Annotated in this window: 18 protein-coding genes and 1 pseudogene; 6 read left to right on the top strand and 13 right to left on the bottom strand. The window is 59.0% G+C overall.

The genetic code is table 11. The features are described 5' to 3' along the window. Positions 1–36: 36 nt before the first annotated feature. From AB8W27_RS02905 to nrdG, 3 genes are all read left to right on the top strand, one after another. Positions 37–918, top strand: a complete 882-nt coding sequence (locus AB8W27_RS02905) for a LysR family transcriptional regulator (RefSeq protein WP_041923943.1) — start codon at positions 37–39, stop codon at positions 916–918. A 295-nt stretch (positions 919–1,213) separates the two neighbouring features. After that, on the top strand, positions 1,214–3,349 hold the full coding sequence (nrdD, locus tag AB8W27_RS02900) for an anaerobic ribonucleoside-triphosphate reductase (protein ID WP_015742536.1): 2,136 nt from the start codon (positions 1,214–1,216) through the stop codon (positions 3,347–3,349). A gap of 129 nt (positions 3,350–3,478) precedes the next feature. Continuing rightward, positions 3,479–3,943: an anaerobic ribonucleoside-triphosphate reductase-activating protein gene (gene nrdG, locus AB8W27_RS02895; protein ID WP_041923944.1), complete on the top strand. Its 465-nt coding sequence runs from the start codon at positions 3,479–3,481 to the stop codon at positions 3,941–3,943. A 77-nt stretch (positions 3,944–4,020) separates the two neighbouring features. On the opposite strand, the gene AB8W27_RS02890 is transcribed toward nrdG, so the two are convergent. The 7 genes and pseudogenes from AB8W27_RS02890 to pmbA all read right to left on the bottom strand — a co-directional run bounded on the left by AB8W27_RS02890 (position 4,021) and on the right by pmbA (position 11,279). Continuing rightward, complete coding sequence (locus tag AB8W27_RS02890; protein WP_049787160.1) at positions 4,021–5,313, bottom strand: nucleoside deaminase; 1,293 nt, start codon at positions 5,311–5,313, stop codon at positions 4,021–4,023. A gap of 213 nt (positions 5,314–5,526) precedes the next feature. After that, on the bottom strand, positions 5,527–6,432 hold the full coding sequence (locus AB8W27_RS02885) for a LysR family transcriptional regulator (RefSeq protein WP_041923945.1): 906 nt from the start codon (positions 6,430–6,432) through the stop codon (positions 5,527–5,529). Positions 6,433–6,487: 55 nt separating this feature from the next. Beyond that, complete coding sequence (gene tsgA, locus AB8W27_RS02880) at positions 6,488–7,693, bottom strand: MFS transporter TsgA (protein ID WP_015742541.1); 1,206 nt, start codon at positions 7,691–7,693, stop codon at positions 6,488–6,490. A 46-nt stretch (positions 7,694–7,739) separates the two neighbouring features. Continuing rightward, positions 7,740–8,576, bottom strand: a complete 837-nt coding sequence (gene xapA, locus AB8W27_RS02875; protein ID WP_015742542.1) for a xanthosine phosphorylase — start codon at positions 8,574–8,576, stop codon at positions 7,740–7,742. A 268-nt stretch (positions 8,577–8,844) separates the two neighbouring features. Next, positions 8,845–9,087: pseudogene (locus AB8W27_RS02870) on the bottom strand (hypothetical protein); the annotation flags it as partial. Positions 9,088–9,482: 395 nt separating this feature from the next. Next, positions 9,483–9,869, bottom strand: a complete 387-nt coding sequence (gene cybC, locus AB8W27_RS02865; RefSeq protein WP_004385260.1) for a cytochrome b562 — start codon at positions 9,867–9,869, stop codon at positions 9,483–9,485. A 57-nt stretch (positions 9,870–9,926) separates the two neighbouring features. Then, positions 9,927–11,279, bottom strand: a complete 1,353-nt coding sequence (pmbA, locus tag AB8W27_RS02860; RefSeq protein ID WP_032806808.1) for a metalloprotease PmbA — start codon at positions 11,277–11,279, stop codon at positions 9,927–9,929. 107 nt (positions 11,280–11,386) lie between these two features. Between pmbA and yjgA the strand changes: the two genes are divergently transcribed. Continuing rightward, positions 11,387–11,938 (top strand): ribosome biogenesis factor YjgA, encoded by a 552-nt coding sequence (yjgA, locus tag AB8W27_RS02855; RefSeq protein WP_007764250.1) that lies wholly within the window; start codon positions 11,387–11,389, stop codon positions 11,936–11,938. A 322-nt stretch (positions 11,939–12,260) separates the two neighbouring features. Then, positions 12,261–13,469: an aldose 1-epimerase family protein gene (locus AB8W27_RS02850; protein WP_015742545.1), complete on the top strand. Its 1,209-nt coding sequence runs from the start codon at positions 12,261–12,263 to the stop codon at positions 13,467–13,469. A gap of 58 nt (positions 13,470–13,527) precedes the next feature. Here the strand turns inward: AB8W27_RS02850 and mpl are convergent, their stop codons facing one another. Further along, entirely contained in the window at positions 13,528–14,907 is a 1,380-nt protein-coding gene (gene mpl / locus AB8W27_RS02845; protein ID WP_015742546.1) for a UDP-N-acetylmuramate:L-alanyl-gamma-D-glutamyl-meso-diaminopimelate ligase, read from the bottom strand. A 175-nt stretch (positions 14,908–15,082) separates the two neighbouring features. On the opposite strand from mpl, the gene fbp reads away from it, so the two are divergent. Further along, positions 15,083–16,081 (top strand): class 1 fructose-bisphosphatase, encoded by a 999-nt coding sequence (gene fbp, locus AB8W27_RS02840; RefSeq protein WP_038856242.1) that lies wholly within the window; start codon positions 15,083–15,085, stop codon positions 16,079–16,081. 207 nt (positions 16,082–16,288) lie between these two features. Here fbp and AB8W27_RS02835 read toward each other — a convergent pair whose 3' ends face one another. From AB8W27_RS02835 to ytfQ, 5 genes are all read right to left on the bottom strand, one after another. Continuing rightward, positions 16,289–17,854, bottom strand: a complete 1,566-nt coding sequence (locus AB8W27_RS02835) for a methyl-accepting chemotaxis protein (RefSeq protein ID WP_015742548.1) — start codon at positions 17,852–17,854, stop codon at positions 16,289–16,291. 110 nt (positions 17,855–17,964) lie between these two features. Further along, a complete protein-coding gene (yjfF, locus tag AB8W27_RS02830) occupies positions 17,965–18,954 on the bottom strand; it encodes a galactofuranose ABC transporter, permease protein YjfF (RefSeq protein WP_015742549.1) in 990 nt (329 codons plus the stop codon). Further along, entirely contained in the window at positions 18,941–19,966 is a 1,026-nt protein-coding gene (gene ytfT / locus AB8W27_RS02825; protein ID WP_105581152.1) for a galactofuranose ABC transporter, ATP-binding protein YtfT, read from the bottom strand. The genes yjfF and ytfT overlap by 14 nt, the downstream gene beginning before the upstream one ends. A 10-nt stretch (positions 19,967–19,976) precedes the next feature. Continuing rightward, positions 19,977–21,479, bottom strand: coding sequence for a galactofuranose ABC transporter, ATP-binding protein YtfR (gene ytfR / locus AB8W27_RS02820; protein ID WP_041923946.1), 1,503 nt, complete (start codon positions 21,477–21,479; stop codon positions 19,977–19,979). Between the two features lie 177 nt (positions 21,480–21,656). Next, positions 21,657–22,613: a galactofuranose ABC transporter, galactofuranose-binding protein YtfQ gene (gene ytfQ, locus AB8W27_RS02815; RefSeq protein WP_032804944.1), complete on the bottom strand. Its 957-nt coding sequence runs from the start codon at positions 22,611–22,613 to the stop codon at positions 21,657–21,659. Between the last annotated feature and the right edge of the window lie 73 nt (positions 22,614–22,686).

The raw sequence follows: 22,686 nt of genomic DNA, 5'->3' as shown, positions 1-22,686 counted from the left end.
CTCCAGGCATATCTGTTTCAACCAAAGGTATCAACCATGACGCTTACTCCTGACGTGCATCGCTTATTGCCTGCGTTTCTGGCCGCCGCGCAGAGCCAGAGCTTTTCCGCCGCCGCCCGCCTGCTGGGCGTGACGCCTGCCGCCATCAGCAAAAGCGTTCGCCAACTGGAGGCGCGCCTGGGCCGCGTGCTGTTTCAGCGCAACACGCATTTTGTGGTGCTGACGGAAGAAGGCGCGGCGCTGCGCGATCGGGTGGCGCCGCTGTGGCATGCGCTCACGCAGGCGCTGGAAAAGCCCACCGACGAGCCGCAGGGACTGGTGCGCGTGAGCGTCATTCCCGGCTTTGGGCGTTACCGGCTGATGCCAGAGCTGCCCGCCTTCCAGCAGCGTTACCCGCAAGTGCGGCTGGATCTGGCGATGGACCCGCGCCGCGTTAACCTGATTGGCGAGCGGATGGATGTCGCGATTGGCCAGCGAACGGTGCAGGACAGCCGGATAGTGACGCGCGAAATCCGCCCGATGCGCATGATGCTTGCCGCCTCGCCCGCTTATCTGGCGCGGTTTGGCGCGCCGCAACAACCGCAGGATTTGTTGCATCATCGCTGCCTGGTGCACCGTAATCCCGGTAACGGCAAACTGCAGAGCTGGCTTGCTGACGAACTGGCGATGGAAGAACAGCACGCCTTTCTTATCAGCACCGTTCCCGACGTCCTGGTAGATGCCGCGCTGGCGGATATGGGCATTGTTTCGCTCGCCGACTGGTATCTGGCGCCGCCCATCGCCGCGGGCCGTCTGGCGCCAGTGATGGAGACGCACTGGCCCGCGCCGCAGCCGCTGTGGGTGAAGTATCCGCACCATCGTCTGGCCCCGCGCGTGCGGGCATTCGTCGATTTTTTAATCGAAAAATTCACTGTGTAAATATTTCGACCTCCAACGCAGACCGTAAGCGCGCTCGCCGCTTTGCTTTGTCCTGCATCAATAAAAACGCAAACTTGTTTGATGCAAATCACTATATATAGACATTAGAATCCCCGGCGGCCCAATATCTTGTATTTTCAGGCTAAACTTTCAGCAATCCGGCGTGGATGAAAATCCCGCGCTGCTGTGGATAAAACGGGCCAGTTCCGGCGTTACCGGGGGTTTATTCAGTCAAAATCCCTCTGGCCGCGCGACGGAATGTCTGTGGATAACCTGTGCTTAATATGGAGTGATCATGACACCGCATGTAGTGAAACGAGACGGGTGTAAAGTACCTTTCAATTCAGCGCGCATTCACGAAGCGATTCTTCGTGCGGCGCAGGCAGCGGGAGTCGATGACGCAGACTATTGCGCCACCGTCGCGGAAATCGTCAGCAGCCAGATGCAGGGGCGTCGTGAAGTGGACATTCACGAGATCCAGACGGCGGTAGAAAACCAGCTGATGGCGGGCAATTACAAGCAACTGGCGCGCGCCTATATTGAGTACCGCCACGACCGTGATATCGCCCGTGAAAAACAGGGCCGCCTGAATAAAGAGATCCGCGGGCTGGTTGAACAGACCAACTCGGCGCTCCTGAACGAAAACGCCAATAAAGACAGTAAAGTCATCCCGACCCAGCGCGACCTGCTGGCGGGCATCGTCGCCAAGCACTATGCGCGCCAGTACCTGCTGCCGCGCGACGTCGTGCTCGCCCACGAACGCGGCGAAATTCACTATCACGATCTCGACTACTCGCCCTTCTTCCCGATGTTCAACTGCATGCTGATCGACTTAAAAGGCATGCTGACGCAGGGATTTAAAATGGGCAACGCCGAGATAGAACCGCCGAAATCCATCTCTACCGCCACCGCCGTGACGGCGCAGATCATCGCCCAGGTGGCGAGCCACATCTACGGCGGCACCACCATCAACCGCATCGACGAAGTGCTGGCCCCGTTTGTGACCGCAAGCTTCGAGAAACACCGCCGCACCGCGGTGGAGTGGGAAATCCCGGATGTGGAAGGCTACGCCCGCGCCCGTACCGAGAAAGAGTGCTACGACGCGTTCCAGTCGCTGGAATATGAAGTGAACACGCTGCACACGGCTAATGGTCAGACGCCGTTCGTCACCTTTGGCTTTGGCCTCGGCACCCGTTGGGAATCGCGCCTGATCCAGAGCTCGATTCTGCGCAACCGCATCGCGGGCCTCGGCAAAAACCATAAAACGGCGGTGTTCCCGAAACTGGTGTTCGCGATTCGCGACGGCCTGAACCATAAACCTGGCGATCCGAACTACGACATCAAGCAGCTGGCACTGGAGTGCGCGAGCAAGCGCATGTACCCGGATATTCTTAACTACGACCAGGTTGTGAAAGTGACCGGTTCGTTCAAAACGCCGATGGGTTGCCGCAGTTTTCTTGGCGTGTATGAAGAGAACGGCGAGCAGATCCACGACGGGCGCAATAACCTCGGCGTGATCAGCCTTAACCTGCCGCGCATCGCGCTGGAGGCGAAAGGCGATGAAACCGCGTTCTGGGCGCTGCTTGATGAACGCCTGAAACTCGCCCGCAAAGCGCTGATGACGCGTATCGCTCGTCTTGAAGGCGTGAAAGCGCGCGTGGCGCCAATCCTTTATATGGAAGGCGCGTGCGGCGTGCGCCTTAAACCGGATGACGATATCGCGGAGATTTTCAAAAACGGCCGCGCGTCGATTTCGCTCGGGTATATCGGCATTCATGAAACCATTAACGCGCTGTCCGGCAACCAGCATGTCTATGACAGCGAGGCGCTGCGCGCCAAAGGCATCGCGATTGTCGAGCGTCTGCGTGAGGCGGTAGATCAATGGAAAGACGAGACCGGCTACGGCTTTAGCCTTTACAGCACGCCGAGCGAGAACCTGTGCGATCGTTTCTGCCGCCTCGATACCGCCGAGTTTGGCGTGGTCCCTGGCGTCACCGACAAAGGGTATTACACCAACAGCTTCCACCTGGACGTAGAGAAGAAGGTGAACCCGTACGATAAAATTGATTTCGAAGCGCCCTACCCGCCGCTCGCGAGTGGCGGCTTCATCTGTTACGGCGAATACCCGAACCTTCAGCATAACCTGAAGGCGCTGGAGGACGTGTGGGATTACAGCTATCGCCACGTACCCTATTACGGCACCAATACGCCGATTGATGAGTGTTACGAGTGCGGATTCACCGGCGAATTCGAGTGCACCAGCAAAGGCTTTACCTGCCCGAAATGCGGCAATCACGACGCGTCGCGCGTCTCCGTCACCCGCCGCGTCTGCGGTTATCTCGGCAGCCCCGACGCTCGCCCGTTTAACGCCGGTAAGCAGGAAGAAGTGAAGCGCCGCGTGAAACATCTCGGTAATGGGCAGCTGGGTTAGTCTGGCACGGCGGGTGCGCGTGGCTTACCCGCCCTACGCGTTTCGTTTTTGTAGGGTAGGTAAGCGCAGCGCACCCACCGGGCAACGACTCTGCGCACCCACCGTTCGCCCACCTGCCACGAGGAAACCATGAATTACCATCAATATTACCCCGTTGACGTCGTCAACGGCCCCGGCACGCGCTGCACGCTGTTTGTCTCCGGGTGCGTCCACGAGTGCCGCGGCTGCTATAACAAAAGCACCTGGCGGCTGGACTCCGGTGTGCCGTTCACGCAGGCGATGGAAGATCGCATCATCGCCGATCTGAACGATACGCGCATTAAGCGGCAGGGATTGTCGCTCTCCGGCGGCGATCCGCTCCATCCTGGCAACGTGCCGGACATCCTGCGGTTGATCACGCGAGTGCGCGCCGAATGTCAGGGCAAGGATATCTGGCTGTGGACCGGCTACCGGATCGATGAGCTGACCGCCGCGCAACGTGAGGTGGTGGAACTGATCAACGTGCTGATCGACGGCAAGTTTGTGCAGGATCTGAAAGATCCGGCGCTTATCTGGCGCGGCAGCAGCAACCAGGTGGTGCACCACCTGCGTTAATGATAAGGGCGGACGCCATGTCCGCCTTTGGTGTTTTCACGGCAACGGATGCGGCGTCCAGCCACATCGCTATCCCCTTACGCATAACTCGCTTCGCTACGGCGTAACGCCTGCGGCAGCCCCTCCGTTACCGCATCAATCAATGCCTGGTCCGTCACCTGCTGCGGGTAGACCCCTATCGACTGACTGTAGAGCGGCGGCAGCGTCTGGCACCAGGCGGTCAGTTCGCTTTGCGGAATGGAGGGCACCACGTATTGCAGCGAGTACGGATTTTCAGCGGGCAGCGCCTCTTCCATGGTGGAGCCATACGCGCCTAAATCCATCAGGCTGGCGGCGGAGGTATCATGCCCGAGGGTCAGCACAAAGGTGCCAAATTTCGGGTGCCCGAGGTACTGCAGCGTGCGCTCCCCCTCCTGCTGGAAAAGCTGGTGACGCAGCTGCGCCCAGGCGCGGGTCGTGAGCATAAACGGCGTGTGCGCCGGCGAATGGGCCTGGTTGCCGGGTAAACAGAGCATCAGGTTGCCGAAGGCGTCCAGAAACGCCACCGAACTGCCCTTTCCGCCCTGCTCCACATCGCGCGCTGCCGCCTCCAGCAGCAAGGAGGCCAGCCCAACGTCAGGGGTTCCGGGAGACGGCGCTTTATAGCTCAGGGCCTGGGGATAGACCGCTTTGAGGGCGACGACAATCGGATCGTCAGGTGCCAGGGTCGCCGGGTCGAGCAGTTCGTCGAGGGGCAGATCGTGATTCACGGTATCCTGAACCGTCCCCAGGGTGGCTTCAAAGATCGACAGGCACAGCGCCTGGGTGTTCTGGTCGATAACCGTCTGGCTGAAAAAATCCGCTACCGGTGCCGAGGTAGCTGGCCGGGCAAAGCAGCTGTCACCGTTGACTTCCGGGTAGCTGAACGTCGTTTGCGCCATCGCTCTGAGCGCCGGGGTGAGGGAGGGAAAATCGGCCTGGGTGGTGTAATTGATGCCGGAAAAGGTGTCGAAGGCGGCGGAAACCACGTTAAACCCGCTGCCCAGGATCGCGCCGGAACACATGCAGCACGGATCCAGCGAGGTGACGATAGTGATCGCTTCCGGCGGCGGTAACAGCGCACCCTGCGACAGCTGATCGTAATACCAGTCAATTAACTGGCGCTCACCGTGCGCGGTGGGGTCAAACGTCATCCCCGCCTCCACAACGTTATTGTGCAGCGCGTTCAGCACATACCCGGTATTGTCGAGCATCACGCCGCCGACGCTGAACGTGCCCTGGCAGCAGGCGTGAACCGCCTGATTCGCCGCTTCATTTACCGCGCCTTCTACCGTTTCATAATTCAGGGAGAGCGGTGTGCCGCCCCGGAAAGAACCGTGTCGAATATCCATTTTCATTACCTTACGAATAAGAACCCATCGAATAAACCTGATGCAGGCTTATTTCCTGACGCGTTGTCGCGCCGGGGTAGTATTCGAATACGTGCGGGATGAATTCTGTCGCGGGCTTCACAGTGCAGGCGTGAAACATAATTGGTTACGCTTCCTTATGGCGAACCAATCAAAATTTAATATGGTTCAGGCGTGATTAATTATTACCAAATATCATTCTGCTGCGGCGAGCATGGAAATAAACTGCTGGACCATCGGCGGCTGTTCGTCGCCATACCACAGGGCGTAGAGATCCGCCGGAATCGTCTCCTGCAGCGGAACGAAGGTCACGCCGGGCCAGTGGATCAACCCGCAGCTCGCCGGCAGCAGGGATACCCCCACGCCGGCACTAACCAGCGCCAGCGCGGTCTGAGGCTCCCGAACCTGATGGGTGATGTGCGGATAAAACCCGGCGCTGACGCAGCGCGCGTAGATCTGTGCGGGAAAATCGCTATGGTCAAAAGACAGCGAAATAAACGGGTGATGGGCCAGCGCGGTGAGCGCCAGACGCGGCCGCTGGCTCAGGGCATCCTGCTGCGGTACGGCAACCTGCAGCGTCTCGCGGGTAATGCGCCGGGCGTGAATATCCCGCTCAACGTGCGGCGACAGGCTGCGCTGAATGGCGATATCAATGGTGCGGGCCTTTAACGCCTCGATTTGGGTGAACTGAGACAGCTCGTGCAGCTGCCAGATCACCTGCGGGTAGTGCGCTTTGAAGGCGCTCAACCGGGGAAGCAGCGCGCCCCACAGAGCGCTGCCGATGATGCCAATCTGGATCTGCTGATGCGCATGCCGGCCAATCTGGCGCACGTAGTTGAGCGACTGCTCGGTGGCGCTTAACAGCCTGTCCACCTCCGCTTTCAGCGCGGTACCCGCCGATGAGAGCACTACCTTGCGGCTGGTGCGCTCAAACAGGGCGGTGCCGATGCACTCCTCCAGCTCTTTTATCTGCACGCTCAGGGGCGGCTGGGAGATATTCAGGCGCTGAGCTGCGCGCCCAAAATGCAGCTCCTCCGCCAGCACCTGAAAATAGCGCAGCATGCGCAGGCTGATGCGGCTGTTGGCGTTCAGTTCTGTCATCGTCATTCGCTCCGCAGAAATGATGCCGCATCATGCACGGCCGGTTTACCCGGCGTCAAACTTCCGTGACCGCAGGCTGATGCAGGCGTTCCGCACGGCTACAGGCTATTGCCGCAATCAGCACAACCAGCAGCACGCCGTAGGCCACGGTGGAGGTATTTACCGCCGCATGCAGGCCGTAGTGCTGATTCACCAGCGACGAGACGCTGGCAAACACCAGCGTGCCCACCGTCCCGCACGTCAGAAGTGCGGACACAAGCGTCGGTGAACTCTGGCTGATCTGCAGCGAACCGTAGCTCATCAACCCGGAAAACAGCCCGGAATTGAAGAAGCCGAACACACCGCAGGCCACGAGGATAAGCGGGGTATGCGCGCTGTTGGCGATAATGCCGATGGCGGCGAGTCCGGCCAGGGTGCAGATCAGCAGAAAGGTGCGTAGCCGCATCCACTTGACGGTGAACTGGTTCAGAAACAGACCAATTGCTTTGCTCACCCAGTAGACGGTGGTAAACAGCGCCGCCTCTTCCGCCGGCAGCGCAAAGCGATACTGGAGATAACCCGGCGTCCACATGGTGAAGATGGGTTCCGCCAGTAAAAATGCGAACAGCGCAAAGCAGAGCAGGTAAACGGCAGGCCCCCAGGGTTGCGCAGCCGGTTTTTCAGCGCCCGGTGCGGCGGTTTCCGGCTGAGCGGTGGGAAAGCGGCAGCGCAGGCTAAGCGCGAGCATCAGGGCGCCCAGGGCGCCCATAATGCCGTACATGGCAATCCAGGTAGCGCCCAGCGTAAACAGCCAGGCCAGCAAAAACGACAGCGTTGCCCCGGCGAGGCTAAAGAAAAAGTCGGTGAAAATCAGGCTGGCGGAGCGGCTTTTTTCATCCGGATTGATACGTACCACCAGATAGCTGCCGAGGGTCATGAATATCCCGCCACAGGCACCGATCACCAGCACCGCGATACTGAACGTGGTCAGCGTCGGCGAGATAAACAGCACCAGGCTCATCAGGATAGTCAGGGCCGCCGCGCTCACCAGCGGTGACTTCAGCCCCCATTTTTTCATCAGCATGCCGCCCAGCATGATCGGCACAAACATGCCGAGGTTCATCAGGGTGAACACCTGGCCGATAAAGGCCGGTTCTTTGTTAAATGCCTGGCACAACGGGCCAAGTACGATCCCGAGGGTAGAGACAAGCGCCCCGACGAAGTAGTAGCTGAGGTACGAGATAGCATTCAGATTAGCGCGAGAAACGTTCTGCTGTGTCATGGTGCGGCTCCTGAAGACGGGCAGCGCCCTGCCCGTTGCGCGAGAATTAACGTCCGTAAGATGCAATGAACTGGCTGATAAGACGGATAAAGTCATCGGTCACCGCGGCGGCGCACTTCAGGGTTTGCTCATGGGAGAGCGCCACATCGCTCAGCCCTTCTGCCATGTTGGTGATGGCCGAGACCGCCAGCACCTTCAGCCCGCAGTGGCGCGCGGCAATCACTTCCGGCACCACCGACATCCCGACCACGTCGCCGCCCATGCGCTGCATCATGCGGATCTCGGCTGGGGTTTCGAAGTTCGGCCCGGTGTAGGAGACGAACACGCCGTCATGCAGCGTGATGTCCTGTGCTGCAGCGGCGCGGTGCAGCTCCGCACGCAGCGCGGCGTCATAGGCGTTGGCGAGACTGAAAAAGCGCGGCCCGAAACGTTCGTCGTTCGGTCCTTCCAGCGGCGAGGTGGGCATGGTGTTGATGTGGTCGCTGAGGGCGACCAGGCTACCCGCCGGAATAGCAGGATTGAGCGAACCGGCCGCGTTGGTGCAGAGCAGCAGCTCGCAGCCGAGCAGTTTGAAGGTGCGTACCGCGGAGGTCATCACGCTCATCCCCCGTCCCTCGTAAAAATGCCCACGCCCCTTCATACAGATCATATCGATACCGTGCAGCGACCCCATCACCACCTCGCCGGCATGGCCGACCACGGTGCTGACCGGAAATCCCGGCAGCGCGTCACAGGTCAGCGTGGTGGCGTTGTGCATCTGGTCGGCAAGTGCCCCGAGGCCGGAGCCAAGAATTAAGGCGATGCGCGGCTGAAAGCCCGGCTTTGCGGCCCGCAGCAGGTCAGCGGCCTGGAAAGGTGAATTGGCGCAGTGTGAAAATGTCATGGTAACCCCGAAATAGTGAACGTCCCGCCATTGTGCGAAGCCGCTTTCAGGTAAACCAATTCATTAAGCGGCACGATTGATACGATTTGCGAATCGATGACGCCTGTAAGGGAATTTAGTAATAACTATCAGAGGGTTAACAACAGGCTGCCGACGTACCATGCGCCCGTGCCTGAGGGTGTAATATTCAAAATCGTGACCCTCTTCACGCGCCGCCTCTGCCGTTAACGCATGGTAGATCAAGCCGTTACGGGTTCAGCACAGGCGATCAGAAACGGGTGACGCACTCGGTGGCGACCGCGAGAAAGCCGTCAAAATCTCGACACTCCCTGAGCCGCGGCATGGCGCGCTCGCGCAGGAAGGTGACGAACAGATCGTAAATCGCCATCGCCTCTTCGTACTCGCTTTTGCTGATGGCCAGCAGGAAGATAACGTGCGCCGTTTCATCCCCCCAGGCAATGCCCTGAGGGGCCAGCACGGTATAGACGGCGGTCTTGTGGGCCAGCAGGGCAAACACCCAGGCCAGCATGCGGTCGCCAGGCTGCGCGGTGTGTTCCGTTTGTTGACATAGTGCGTCGCTCATTACCGCTCCGTTGTTAACGCTGAATATATTCTCTGTTGCAATGCGGTAACACTAACGGCGGCGGGCGGGGGTTTGTAGCGAGTTCTTTTCCACTTCAAGGTGGAAGCGCGGGCGGCGGCAGTGATCCATTCCACATAAAAGCCGTGAATAGCTACTTTCTGCTGTATTTATGTGATGAATGTTACCTACGGTAGGGCAACGCGGGGTGAAGAAAGAAGGTTCTGTTTTGCGGCCTGCGCCGAAGGAACGGCGGGCAAATAAGCGCGGCTTATGACAGGGTGTAAAGCGAACGTGCGGCGGCGAACCGCCGCACAGAAAAGGGCTTAGCGATACTTCTTGTGGTAGGTATTGCGGGTGGTTTTGAATTCTTCGGCGCTCGCCTGCGCCTCTTTGATTTTGCCTTCGTCAACGAGCTTGAGCGCGCCGTCAATCTGGCTTACCAGCGTATCAAGACCGTGGCGGAAATCTTTCATTTCCGGGCTGTCAGCCGGTTTATCTTCCAGCTTCGGCGGAGTTTCTTTTTTGGCGTCCAGCGCCGCCTCGCGCATTTTCGTCAGCGCGGTTTTCATTTCGGCCGCATCGCTGGTCTTCTGCACGACTTTCAGGTTTTCATTCAGGGTGTCCATGTTGTCTTCCAGATCCGCCCACGCCGCGGCGCTGGTGAACAACAGAGAGGAGACCGCTAACATCGCTAACGCTTGCTTACGCATTGACTCACCTTTTTATTGTTATGACGAAAAAAAGGCGCCGCAGCGGGCGCCCTTGCCTTACTCACCGGCGATTTTCATCTCCGGCAGCAGTACTGAACCACACTGAATATTGCTACGTGTTTCAATATCGTCACCAATGGTAACCATATTGCGCCACATTTCTTTCAGGTTGCCGGCAATGGTGATTTCGCTCACCGGATACTGGATTTCGCCGTTTTCCACCCAGAAGCCCGCCGCGCCGCGCGAGTAATCGCCGGTGATGCCGCTGACGCCCTGGCCCATCAGCTCGGTGACGACCAGGCCGGTGCCCATCTCTTTCAGCAGTTGCTCAAAGCTCAGGCCGCGGCCTTTGATGCGCCAGTTGTGGATACCGCCCGCGTGACCGGTGCTTTTCAGCCCCAGCTTGCGCGCCGAGTAGTTGGTAAGCAGCCACTGTTGCAGCACGCCGTCTTTGATAATGTCGCGGCGCGAAGTCGCCACACCTTCGCTGTCAAACGGTGTGGAAGCGAGACCTTTCAGAAGATGCGGGTGCTCTTCAATCGTCAGCCACTCCGGCAGGATCTGCTTGCCGAGTGAATCGAGCAGGAACGTGGATTTACGGTAAACCGCGCCGCCGCTGATGGCGCCCACCAGATGACCAAACAGCCCGGTCGCCACTTCACGGCCAAAAATCACCGGCGCTTTCATGGTCGGCAGTTTGCGCGGCGAGAGGCGCGACAGCGTGCGGCGGGCGCACTCTTCGCCCACCCACTCCGGCGATTCCAGATCGCCCAGCGCGCGGCCAATCGTATAGGCGTAATCGCGCTCCATGTCGCCGTTTTCTTCGGCGATAACGCAGCTGGAGAGCGAATGGCGCGTCGAGCTGTAGCTCTGCAACATGCCGTGGCTGTTGCCGAACACTTTGATGCCGTAGTGGCTGTTAAAACTGCCGCCTTCGGTATTGGTGATGCGTTTATCCGCCTTTAAGGCCGCCTGTTCGGCGCGCGCGGCGTAGTCGATAGCCTGTTCCGGTTCGATCTCAGCCGGGTGGAAGAGATCGAGATCCGGAGCGTCAAAGGCCAGCAGATCTTTTTCCGCCACCCCCGCGCACGGGTCCGGCGAGGTGTAACGGGCGATATCCAGCGCCGCCTGTACAGTGCGGGCGATAGCATCCGGGCTTAAATCGGTCGAGGAGGCGCTGCCTTTGCGATTCTGGTGATAAACCGTGATGCCAAGCGCCCCGTCGCTGTTGAACTCGACATTCTCCACCTCACCGTAGCGGGTGCTGACGCTGATGCCGGTCGTTTTGCTGACCGCCACTTCCGCGCCGTCCGACTTGCCGGACGCCAGCTCCAGCGCCTGAGAAACCGCCTGTTCCAGCGCTTTGCGCTGCGCTTCAACTTGTGTGATTACTTTCATCGCGAGTGCCATAATGTAAGGTGAAACTGAAAAGCCACATTTTGTGAGTCTAACAGAGAACCATTTCGCAGTGCGCGCCTTAACTGGTAGTATTAGCCTCTTTTTTTGAGGAGCCTGAGATGACAAAGCAGCCCGATGACTGGCTCGATGAAGTGCCCGATAACGAAAACGACGACGATGATGATGAGATTATCTGGGTCAGCAAAAGTGAAATTAAACGCGACGCCGAAGAGCTGAAGCGCCTTGGCGCCGAACTGGTCGATCTTGGTAAGAACGCGCTGGAGAAAATCCCGCTGGATGACGATCTGCGCGCGGCGATTGAACTGGCGCAGCGCATTAAGAAAGAAGGCCGCCGCCGCCAGATGCAGCTTATTGGCAAAATGTTGCGTCAGCGTGACGATGAGCCGATCCGCCAGGCGCTGGATAAGCTGAAGAACCGCCATAACCAGCAGGTGGCGCTGTTCCATAAGCTGGAACAACTGCGCGATCGTCTGATTGAAGAAGGCGACGACGCAGTACCGGACGTGCTGAACCTGTGGCCGCAGGCGGATCGCCAGCAGCTGCGCTCGCTCATCCGTAACGCCAAAAAAGAGAAAGAAGGCAATAAACCGCCGAAATCCTCACGCCTGATTTTCCAGTATCTGCGTGAACTGGCGGAAAGCCAGCAGTAACGCCCCCGGCTCAGGCGCTGCCTGAGCTGTTTTCCCTTTTTCTATTCCTTTTAGTGATGGTTTATCGCCGCTTTCAGGCGTGGCTTAACGTCGCGTATTATTCCTCTCTTTTTAGCTGAATCGTTAAAGCTAAAACGCCCATTACTCACAATTTTAGTTGCTGCATTCCATACATTTTCATTCTTAATGACTTCTTAATCACAGTTGTCAGCGTAAAAACAGGCTTTTTTTAGACAATTGAAAACGATCACGTTTTCTTTACCTGCGATCCGCCAGGCTGCACGGGCAAAACAAAAATCGATTCAGCTAAAAGGAAGAAAAGATGAACAAAACCGTATGGCTTACCCCGCTTGCCCTGCTGATTTGCGCTCAGGCGAGCGCGCAAACCTGGGTGCTGACCGATGCTGAACAGGGCGTCGAGAAAGGAAACTGGCAAATCAGCAGCCAGAAGCTGAAGCTTTCCGGCGCGCCGTTCAGCATTGAGCAGAAAGTGCTTCATGGCGGCAAGCAGGAAGGCAGCAAAATCATTACCATCACCAGTAAAGACGGCCTGACCATCGTCTTAAGCCCGACGCGCGGTATGAATCTGCTGCGCGCCGACGGGTTTGGCGTGCGCATGGGCTGGGATTCGCCGGTGAAAGAGGTGGTCAACCCGGCGTATATCAATCTGGAAAGCCGCAACGGGCTGGGCTGGCTGGAAGGCTTCAACGAGATGATGGTGCGCTGCGGTTATGAATGGACCGGCCACCCGACCACTGCTGACGGCCAGCTTTACACGCTGCACGGCAAAGCCGGCAACACGCCAGCCTCGCGCGTGGAAGTGGAAGTGAGCGACAGCGCGCCGTATGAAATCAAAGTGCGCGGCCTGCTGAAAGAGAGCACGTTCAAGAAAGCGGATTTGCAGACCCTGACCGAGTTGCGCTACGTGCCGGGCAGCAACCGTTTCAGCATTAACGATGTGCTGACCAACCACGCGGATTACCCGCACGACTACCAGATTATCTACCACAGCAACTTCGGTCAGCCGATTCTGGAAGAAGGCGCGCGCTTTATCGCGCCGCTGGAAAAAGTGAGCCCCTTCAACGATTACGCCAAAGGCGGCCTGAAAGCATGGAACACCTACAGCGGGCCGACCAAAGGCTTCGACGAGATGGTCTTTAACCTGACGCCGCTCGGCGATGCGAAACAGGAGACGGTCGCCGCGGTTGTTAACAAGGCGGGCGACAAAGGGGCGGCGATTAGCTTTAACCTGCAGCAATTGCCGGTGCTGACGATGTGGAAAAACACTGACACCCTGAAACAGGGCTATGTGACCGGCATTGAGCCAGGCACCAGCTACGCCTACCCGGTCACCATCGAGCGCGAACAAAAACGCGTGAAACAGCTTGCGCCAGGCGAAAGCACGCGCTTTGACCTGACCTATACGCTGCTGCATAACGCGCAGCAGGTCTCTGACGTCGAAAAACGCATCGCCGATATCCAGGGCGATAAACAGACCTCGCAGGAAGAGACGCCCATCGCTAAAGAGTAAGCCGGGCCTTAAAAAAAAAGCCTCCGCATGCGGAGGCTTTTTTATCAGCGGAAGCGGCTCAGAGCGCCTGCGCTTTTTCAGCTTTTTTCGCCAGCGCATCCAGCAGTTTCTGATGAATGCCGCCAAACCCGCCGTTGCTCATCACCAGAATGTGATCGCCCGGCTGCGCGGTTTTGACAATCATCTCCACCAGCGTGTCGATGTCAGCGCTCCAGTGCGCCGGCTGAATGCAGGCGTCCGCCACTTCCGCGACCTGCCACGGAATATGATGCGGCTGGAAGAGGAACACTTCGTCGGCGCGTCCGAGCGACGGCGCCAGATCGTCTTTGCAGACGCCCATTTTCATGGTGTTGGAGCGCGGCTCAAGCACGGCGATGATGCGCGCCGTACCGCCCACTTTGCCGCGCAGCGCGGCAAGCGTGGCGAGGATAGCGGTCGGGTGATGCGCAAAATCGTCATACACCGTGACGCCGTTGGCTTCGCCACGCAGCTCAAGGCGGCGACGCGCGTTCACGAACGAGCCGAGCGCCTGCGCGGCATCGGCAGGCGTGACGCCCACATGACGCGCCGCGGCGATGGCCGCCAGCCCGTTCTGCATGTTGTGTTCGCCCACCAGTTGCCACTCCACCTGGCCCACGCATTCGCCGTCCAGCCAGACTTCCCATTTCGAGGCGTCGTTAGTGAGTTTTTTCGCCTGCCAGCGGCCCTGCTCGCCGAGCTGTTCCTGCTCGCTCCAGCAGCCCATCGCCAGCACCTGTTTGAGGTTGATGTCGTTTTCGGGCCAGATGATTTTCCCCTGCCCCGGTACGATGCGCACCAGGTGGTGGAACTGTTTCTGGATGGCTTTCAGATCGTCAAAGATATCCGCATGATCGAATTCCAGGTTGTTAAGCACCAGCGTGCGCGGCGCGTAGTGAACAAACTTGGAGCGTTTATCAAAGAACGCGCAGTCATATTCATCGGCTTCAATCACAAAGAACGGGCTGTCGCCAAGGCGCGCGGAGACGTCGAAATTGCCTGGCACGCCGCCGATGACAAAGCCCGGCTTGTAGCCGCAGGCTTCGAGGATCCAGGTGGCCATACCGGCCGTGGTGGTTTTGCCGTGGGTGCCCGCCACCGCCACAACCCAGCGGTCGCGCAGCACGAAATCGTGCAGCCATTGCGGGCCGGACATATAAGGAATGCCCTGCTCCAGCACCGCTTCGACGCACGGATTGCCGCGGGTCATGGCGTTGCCGATCACCACCAGATCCGGACGCGGCTCAAGCTGCGAGGCGTCATAGCCCTGAATTAAGTCAATCCCTTGCTTTTCCAGCAGGGTACTCATCGGCGGGTAGACGTTCGCGTCCGATCCCGTCACTTCATGACCCAGCGAGCGCGCCAGCATCGCCACGCCGCCCATAAATGTGCCGCAAATTCCCAGTATATGAATACGCATAGGTACAGTCCTTATTAAAACTGAGGCACATTCTACCTGTTTGAAGCGGGGCGAATAAACGCATTTCAGGATAATCCGCATTTTGCTGGCGCGATTCACCTGTGCGCTACAATTTGAATGTTTGTTAAGATTGTTGCGATCGCTTTACTCAACTTCAGGATGCAGGGAAAGTGTTATGAAAACGTTAGGTGAATTTATTGTCGAAAAGCAGCACGAATTTTCTCACGCCACCGGGGAACTGACGGCGCTGCTGTCGGCAATAAAGCTTGGCGCTAAGATCATCCACCGCGATATCAATAAGGCCGGTCTGGTCGATATCCTGGGTGCCAGCGGCGTCGAAAACGTACAGGGCGAGACGCAGCAAAAACTCGATCTGTTCGCCAATGAAAAGCTCAAAGCCGCGCTTAAAGCACGCGATATCGTGGCGGGCATCGCCTCCGAAGAAGAAGACGAGATTGTCGTTTTCGAAGGCTGCGAACACGCGAAGTATGTCGTCCTGATGGATCCGCTGGATGGCTCTTCTAACATTGATGTCAACGTCTCTGTCGGCACCATTTTCTCAATCTATCGCCGTGTGACGCCGGTCGGGACGCCAGTCACGATGGAAGATTTCCTGCAACCGGGCAGCCAGCAGGTCGCCGCGGGTTATGTGGTTTACGGCTCTTCCACCATGCTGGTATATACCACCGGCTGCGGCGTGCACGCCTTTACCTACGATCCGTCGCTCGGCGTGTTCTGCCTGTGCCAGGAGCGTATGCGCTTCCCGGCCAGCGGCAATACGTACTCCATTAACGAAGGGAATTACATTAAATTCCCGATGGGTGTGAAGAAGTACATTAAGTATTGCCAGGAAGAGGATAAAGCGACCCAGCGCCCGTATACCTCGCGGTATATCGGTTCACTGGTGGCGGATTTCCACCGTAACCTGCTGAAAGGCGGGATTTATCTCTACCCGAGCACCGCGAGCCACCCGGAAGGCAAGCTGCGCCTGCTGTATGAGTGCAACCCGATGGCGTTTCTGGCCGAGCAGGCGGGCGGCAAGGCGAGCGACGGCAAGCAGCGTATCCTGGATATTAAACCGGACAGCCTGCACCAGCGCCGTCCGTTCTTCGTCGGCACCGAGCAGATGGTGAATGATGTCGAGCGGTTTATCCGCGAATTCCCGGACGCGTAAGCGCGTTGTCGGAAGATGAAAAAAGGCAGCCACGGCTGCCTTTTTTGTTGGCGGGTAACAGGGACAGGAAAGATGGCGGGTGCGGTTAAAATACGGCGGGCGCGCTGCGCTTACCCGCCCTACGGTTATCTCATTGTTTATTTGTAGGGTGGGTAAGCGCAGCGCACCCACCAGCCTGAAGCGCGCCCACCAGACACCCGTAAATCTTTAACCCGCCGCCTGCAACCGGAACGACGCCATCGCCTCCACCAGCTGTTGCGCCTGCTCTTCCAGCGAGCGGGTCGCGGCGGAGGATTGCTGCACCAGCGCCGCATTCTGCTGGGCGGTTTCGTCCATCTGGCTCACGGCGATATTCACCTGCTCAATGCCGCGGCTCTGCTCCAGCGACGCATCGGCGATTTCACGCACCAGCTTCGTCATTCGCAACACCTCTTCGGCGATCTCATCCATCGTCTCCCCGGCCTGCATGGCCAGTTCGCTCCCCTCGCCTACCTGGCTTTGCGAATTACTGATAAGCGTGCGGATCTCTTTCGCCGCCTCGGCGCTGCGGCTCGCCAGCGTACGGACCTCACCGGCGACGACGGCGAACCCGCGCCCCTGCTCGCCTGCGCGCGCCGCTTCCACCGCCGCGTTCAGCGCGAGGATATTGGTCTGGAACGCAATGGCGTCAATCACGCTCAGGATGTCGCCAATCCGGTCAGAACTGCCGGAAATATCGCGCATCTTCTCAATCACATAACAGACCATCTCACTACCGCGATCGGCGGTATCGGAGACCGCTTTCGCCAGCTGATGCGCCATCCCGGCGTTATCGGCGTTCTGTTTCACCGTCGCGGTGATCTGTTCCATACTCGCCGCGGTCTGCTCAAGCGACGTGGCGGTAGATTCGGTACGCTGCGCCAGATCGACGTTACCCGCCGCCAGCTCGCGGCTCCCGGTATCGATCTGCGCGCTGGCGTCACGCACGCGCATCACCGACTGCGCCAGCGACAGACGCATCGCCTCGATAGCGCTTACCAGCCGCCCCAGCTCGTTATTGCTGGTCGCGGTCAGCGAACGGGTCAGATCGCCTGCCGCCACATGTTCAAGTTGTTCCACCGACTGCGCCAGCGGCCTGAGCAACACGTGCCGCAGCGCCAGCCAGACCAGCGTCATCACCGCCGCGGTCAGCAGCGCCACCAGACCAATCAGCGCCAGCATCACCTCTTTTTGCGTCAGCACGCCGTCCACTTCCTGGCGCCCGCGCGCCTCGCCCCAGCGTTGAAACGCCTGTACGTCAGTGTCAAAGGCGCGGGTCAGCGGGATAAGCCCGTTGCCGAGCAGATCGTAGTAATCATCCGGGCTCTGCTTGTTGAGCGCGGCCATCATCGGCGCGAGCCCCTGCCCGTTCAGCGCGTTAAAGCTCTGGTTAAGTTTGCCGAGCAGCAGCGCGCCCTGTTCGTCATCGACCTCGCTGGTGAGCACCGTTTTCAGCAACTGCTGACCGCGCACCAGCTCGCCCGCGATCGTTTTCACGGACGCCGTCGCGTCGTCCACCATGCCGATTTCCATCTGACGCACCGCCTGACCTGCCTCGTTGCGCGCGCGCAAAAGCAGCGTATACCCTTCGTTCAGACGCATCATTTTTTCGCCCTGCAGCGCGTTAATACGCTGTAAGGACGCAGAACTTTGTGTGAGTGAATAGATGCCCATGGCGCTCACGAGCAGAAGCAAAAAGGCCATAACCGCCAACAGCGCCAGCAGGCCGGTACGGATAGAGAGATTTCTCAACATGGTGGGGTCCCGGTAATCGCGATAGCTTAATCCATTGAAGAAAAAACTATCGGCAATTACCGGAGAAAGTTTATACAGATCAGTCAGATCAATATCTTATTACTGAAAACTTAGTGCGGCGTCACACGGGTGACGTCAGCGCTCTGGCGGTTTTCCCACAGCACCGTCAGCCCGCGCTGCAACGCGATAAAAATAAACAGCAGGAGCCCGATGGCGATTTTAGTCCACCAGGAGCTTAACGTGCCGTCGAAGTTAATATAGGTCTGGATAAGCCCCTGGATAGCCACGCCAAACAGCGTGCCGAGCACCGTCCCTACCCCGCCGGAGAGCAGCGTGCCGCCGATGACCACCGAGGCAATGGCGTCCAGCTCGACGCCCACACCCGCCAGCGCGTAGCCCGCCGAGGTGTAAACCGAAAAGACAATGCCCGCGAGCGTGGCAAGCCCGGTAGAGAGCATGTAAATGCGCACGGTCACGCTGCGGGTGGAGATGCCCATCAGGTTCGCGGACGTGGCGCTGCCGCCGATGGCGTAAACCTGATTGCCAAACCGGGTGCGGTGCGCGAGGAAAATCCCAATCACCACCACGCCCAGCATTAGCAGGCCCATTGCGCTCAGCCGCCCGCCACCAGGGATTTTCCATGCGAGGCTTGAGAGCGTGTCGTAAATCGGGTGGTCAATCGGGATCGACTCCTCAGACACCAGATAGCTGACGCCGCGCAGAAAGAACATCCCGGCGAGCGTAATGATAAACGCCGGGATTTTGAGCGCATCGATAAGCCAGCCCATTAACGCGCCGAACGCGCAGCCCATCAGCAGGACCAGCGGGAACGCCACCAGCGGCGACATGCCCCAGAAGCCGATCGCTTTGGCGAGGAACACGCCGGTGAAGGCGATCACCGAGCCGACGGAGAGATCGATGCCGCCGGAGAGGATCACAAACGTCATGCCGACGGCGATAATGCCGAGAAAGGCGTTATCGGTCAGGATATTGCAAATCACGCGCGTGGAGGCGAAACCGGGGAACTGCGTCAGGCAGTAGAGGTAGCCGAGCACAAATACCGCGAGCGTGATGGTCAGCGGCAGGTTACGTTTTATCATGGCGGCGCACTCCTTTAATCAGACCAATAAATCGCGGCGACTGAACAATCAGCACGCACAGCACCACAACCGCTTTCACGACCTGGTTCAGCTCTGGCGGAAAGCCCGACAGCAGAATCCCGGTATTCATCCCCTGAATAATCAGCGCGCCGACGACCGACAGCGCCAGATTAAAGCGCCCGCCCATCAGCGACGCGCCGCCAATCACCACCGCCAGAATCGCGTCGAGCTCAAGCCACAGCCCGGCGTTGTTGGCGTCCGCGCCGCGAATATCCGCCGCGACGATGATCCCGGCAATCGCCGCGCACAGGCCGCTTAGCATATAGGTAAGCATGACGATAAGCCGGGTACTGACGCCCGCGTTTTTCGCCGCGCGAATGTTGATGCCGACAGCTTCAATAAACATGCCGAGCGCGGTTTTGCGGGTAAAGAGCCAGAACGCCAGCAGCGTCAGAATCGCGATAATGACCGGCGTCGGGAAGAAAAACAGCGAGCCGCTGCCAAGCCAGGCGAGCGACGGTGAGTTGAACGTCACAATCTGCCCGGACGTAATGAGCTGCGCCACACCGCGCCCGGCGACCATCAGAATCAGCGTCGCCACGAAAGGCTGGATCTTCAGCACCGCCACCAGGATGCCGTTCCAGAGACCGGCCAGCACGCCGACGCCAAGCGACGCCAGAATCACGACAGCGAGACTGTGCCCGCCCACGGTCAGCGTCGCGGCGGTCGCGCCCGCAATCGCCATCACCGCGCCGACGGAAAGGTCAATCCCGCCGGTGGCGATGACCAGCGTCATGCCGATCGCGAGCAGCGCCACGGGCGCGGCGCGGTTGAGGATATCTATCGGGCTGCCGAAGAGCCGCCCGTCCTGAAGCACTATCTGGAAAAAGTGATCCGCCACCAGGCCGTCGACCAGCAGCACCAGCATCAGCGCCGCGATTTGCGGCATGCCGGGCGGAAAGCGTAAGCGCCGCTTCGGCGCGCCCGTATCCGGTAATGAACGAGGCATCACGCGTAGCTCCTTATGCCGCAATGGCATTCATAATGGCGCCGACCGAGAGATCCTCAAGCGGGATCTCCGCCACCTGCTGGCGGTCGCGCAGAATAATCACCCGGTCGGCGTAGCCCACCAGCTCTTCCAGCTCAGACGAGATGACCAGCAGGGCCAGCCCGTCGGCGCACAGGGTTTCGATAAGCCGGATGATCTCCGCATGGGCGCCGACGTCGATGCCGCGCGTCGGCTCGTCGAGGATCAGAAACTGCGGTTTCGTCAGCAACCAGCGTGAGAGCAGAACTTTTTGCTGGTTGCCGCCGGAGAGAAATTCAATCGGCTGCTCCGGGCCCGGCGTGCGAATGCCGAGCTGGCGGATAAAGCGGGCGGCAATCTCATCCTGCTCGCGCCGCGGGATCGGACGCAGCCAGCCGCGCTGGGCCTGCAGCGCCAGAATGATGTTTTCGCGCACCGAGGCGGCGCCGATGATGCCGTCGGTTTTCCGGTCTTCAGGGCAAAAGCCGATCCCGAGCCGTGACGCCTGCTGCGGCGAGCGCAGCGTTTGCGGCTTGCCTTTAATAGCGGCGGTGCCGCTGTCTGCCGGGTGAATGCCGAAGATGACTTCCGCCGTTTCGGTGCGTCCTGAGCCGAGCAGGCCCGCCAGGCCGACGATTTCGCCGGGACGCACCTCAAGCGTAAACGGCGCGATAACGCCTTTTTTGCCGTAATCCTGGAATGCCGCGACCGGTTTTTCACTCAGCAGCGTGCGCCCGGCGCGCTGCAGCGCGTTACTTTCAAGTTCGCGCCCCAGCATCATTTTCACCAGTTCGATTTGCGGCAGCTCGGCGGTGTCGCGCGTGCCGACAAATTTCCCGTTACGCAGCACCGTGATGCGATCCGTGACTTCATAGACCTGATCGAGAAAATGCGTGACGAAGATAAGACTGACGCCCTGCGCGCGTAGCTGGCGCATCAGGGTAAAGAGCATCTCGACCTCTTTGGCGTCGAGGCTGGCGGTGGGTTCATCGAGGATCAGCACGCGCGCCGAGAGATCGATGGCGCGGCAGATAGCGACGATCTGCTGCATCGCGACCGAAAAGCGGTTCAGCGGCTCGCGAACGTCAAGATGAAACCCGTAGGATTCGAGCAGCGCCGTGGCGCGCTTTTCCATCTCTTTACGGCGCAGCAGGCCAAAGCGGCGCGGCTCACGGCCAATAAACAGGTTGTCCGCCACCGACATGTTGGGCAGCAGGTTAACCTCCTGGTATACGGTGCCAATGCCGAGCTGTTGCGCATGTGCGGTGTTGCGCGGCCGCACAGCCTCGCCGCCGAGATAAATGGTGCCGCCATCGGGCTGGTAAACGCCGGTCAGCGCTTTAATCAGCGTCGATTTACCGGCGCCGTTTTCGCCGAGTAACGCCATAATTTCCCCGCGACGCAGGCTGAAATCGACATGGTCGAGGGCCTTTACGCCAGGAAACGTTTTGCTTAAGCCTTCCGTTCGCAGGATTTCCTGATGGTTATCGTTATTCATGGTCGGGCTCTCCTGTCGCCTCAGGATGGCGGGTTGTTGGTTCACATGGCGTTGGTTGGGGCGCGGCGGGTGCGCTACGCTTACCCGCCCTGCCTGTCAAAAAGCAGGCAATATGTAGGGCGGGCAAGCAACGCGCACCCGCCGTCAGGGCCGTAAGAAGCGCATCACGCCGGTGAATCAATACCCCATCGTTTTCTTCTTCTCTAACATCTCTTTGGCGGTATCCGGCAGATACAGCACCGACTGGGTAATGGTCAGCTTCGGAGGCTGGGTGCCGTCCTTCTTGAATTTCTCCAGCGCGTCAAACGCCGGCCCCGCCATGTTCGGGGTCAGCTCCACGCTCGCGTTCGCCTCGCCGTCCACCATCGCTTTGAAAATGTCCGGCACGCCGTCGATAGAGCCCGTCAGGATATCTTTGCCCGGTTTCAGCCCGGCCTCTTTAATGGCCTGAATGGCGCCGATCGCCATATCGTCGTTATGGGCGTAAACCATGCAGATGTTTTTGCCGTTGTTCTCGGCCTTGATAAAGCTCTCCATGACTTCTTTACCTTTCGAGCGGGTAAAGTCGCCGGACTGAGAACGGATAATCTTGATGTTCGGCGCTTTGGAAATCGCCTCGGCAAACCCTTTCTTACGATCGATAGCCACGCTCGCGCCGACGGTGCCCTGTAACTCCACCACGTTGCACGGTTTGCCCGCGGCAGTTTTCACCAGCCAGTCGCCGATAAGCTTGCCTTCCAGCACGTTGTCGGCGGTGACGGTGGTCATGTAGAGCGACTTATCTTTGACATCAATGGAGCGGTCCAGCAGCATCACCGGGATCTCCGCGTCTTTCGCCTCTTTCAGCACCGGCTCCCAGCCCGTCGCCACCACCGGCGCGATAAAAATCGCGTCCACGCCCTGGGCGATAAACGAACGTACCGCTTTAATCTGGTTCTCCTGCTTCTGCTGACCATCGGCGACTTTCAGCGTGATGCCGCGTTTTTGCGCCTCGCTTTTCGCAACGCTGGTTTCCGCCGCGCGCCAGCCCGATTCAGAGCCGACCTGTGAAAATCCCACGGTTAACGGGGCGGCTAATGCCATAGACGACATGGCTGCCGAAACTGCTGTGACAACAAGTAAGCGCTTCCACATAAGGGTATCCTCGTAAGGTTATTGTTGGGTAAGAGTCCACCTCAGGCGAAACTATAGACAAGCGTGGATGTAA

It is taken from the genome of Cronobacter turicensis (assembly GCF_041222865.1).
In the GTDB taxonomy this organism is placed as follows: domain Bacteria; phylum Pseudomonadota; class Gammaproteobacteria; order Enterobacterales; family Enterobacteriaceae; genus Cronobacter; species Cronobacter turicensis.
The sequence above is the reverse complement of the archived record's forward strand: the minus strand, read 5'-3'. Positions and strand labels throughout refer to the sequence as shown.

Coding starts and splice junctions, on each gene's coding strand:
- AB8W27_RS02905 (WP_041923943.1), top strand. CDS start 37: ATGACGCTTACTCCTGACGTGCATCGCTTATTGCCTGCGTTTCTGGCC.
- nrdD (WP_015742536.1), top strand. CDS start 1,214: ATGACACCGCATGTAGTGAAACGAGACGGGTGTAAAGTACCTTTCAAT.
- nrdG (WP_041923944.1), top strand. CDS start 3,479: ATGAATTACCATCAATATTACCCCGTTGACGTCGTCAACGGCCCCGGC.
- AB8W27_RS02890 (WP_049787160.1), bottom strand. CDS start 5,313: ATGGATATTCGACACGGTTCTTTCCGGGGCGGCACACCGCTCTCCCTG.
- AB8W27_RS02885 (WP_041923945.1), bottom strand. CDS start 6,432: ATGACAGAACTGAACGCCAACAGCCGCATCAGCCTGCGCATGCTGCGC.
- tsgA (WP_015742541.1), bottom strand. CDS start 7,693: ATGACACAGCAGAACGTTTCTCGCGCTAATCTGAATGCTATCTCGTAC.
- xapA (WP_015742542.1), bottom strand. CDS start 8,576: ATGACATTTTCACACTGCGCCAATTCACCTTTCCAGGCCGCTGACCTG.
- cybC (WP_004385260.1), bottom strand. CDS start 9,869: ATGCGTAAGCAAGCGTTAGCGATGTTAGCGGTCTCCTCTCTGTTGTTC.
- pmbA (WP_032806808.1), bottom strand. CDS start 11,279: ATGGCACTCGCGATGAAAGTAATCACACAAGTTGAAGCGCAGCGCAAA.
- yjgA (WP_007764250.1), top strand. CDS start 11,387: ATGACAAAGCAGCCCGATGACTGGCTCGATGAAGTGCCCGATAACGAA.
- AB8W27_RS02850 (WP_015742545.1), top strand. CDS start 12,261: ATGAACAAAACCGTATGGCTTACCCCGCTTGCCCTGCTGATTTGCGCT.
- mpl (WP_015742546.1), bottom strand. CDS start 14,907: ATGCGTATTCATATACTGGGAATTTGCGGCACATTTATGGGCGGCGTG.
- fbp (WP_038856242.1), top strand. CDS start 15,083: ATGAAAACGTTAGGTGAATTTATTGTCGAAAAGCAGCACGAATTTTCT.
- AB8W27_RS02835 (WP_015742548.1), bottom strand. CDS start 17,854: ATGTTGAGAAATCTCTCTATCCGTACCGGCCTGCTGGCGCTGTTGGCG.
- yjfF (WP_015742549.1), bottom strand. CDS start 18,954: ATGATAAAACGTAACCTGCCGCTGACCATCACGCTCGCGGTATTTGTG.
- ytfR (WP_041923946.1), bottom strand. CDS start 21,479: ATGAATAACGATAACCATCAGGAAATCCTGCGAACGGAAGGCTTAAGC.
- ytfQ (WP_032804944.1), bottom strand. CDS start 22,613: ATGTGGAAGCGCTTACTTGTTGTCACAGCAGTTTCGGCAGCCATGTCG.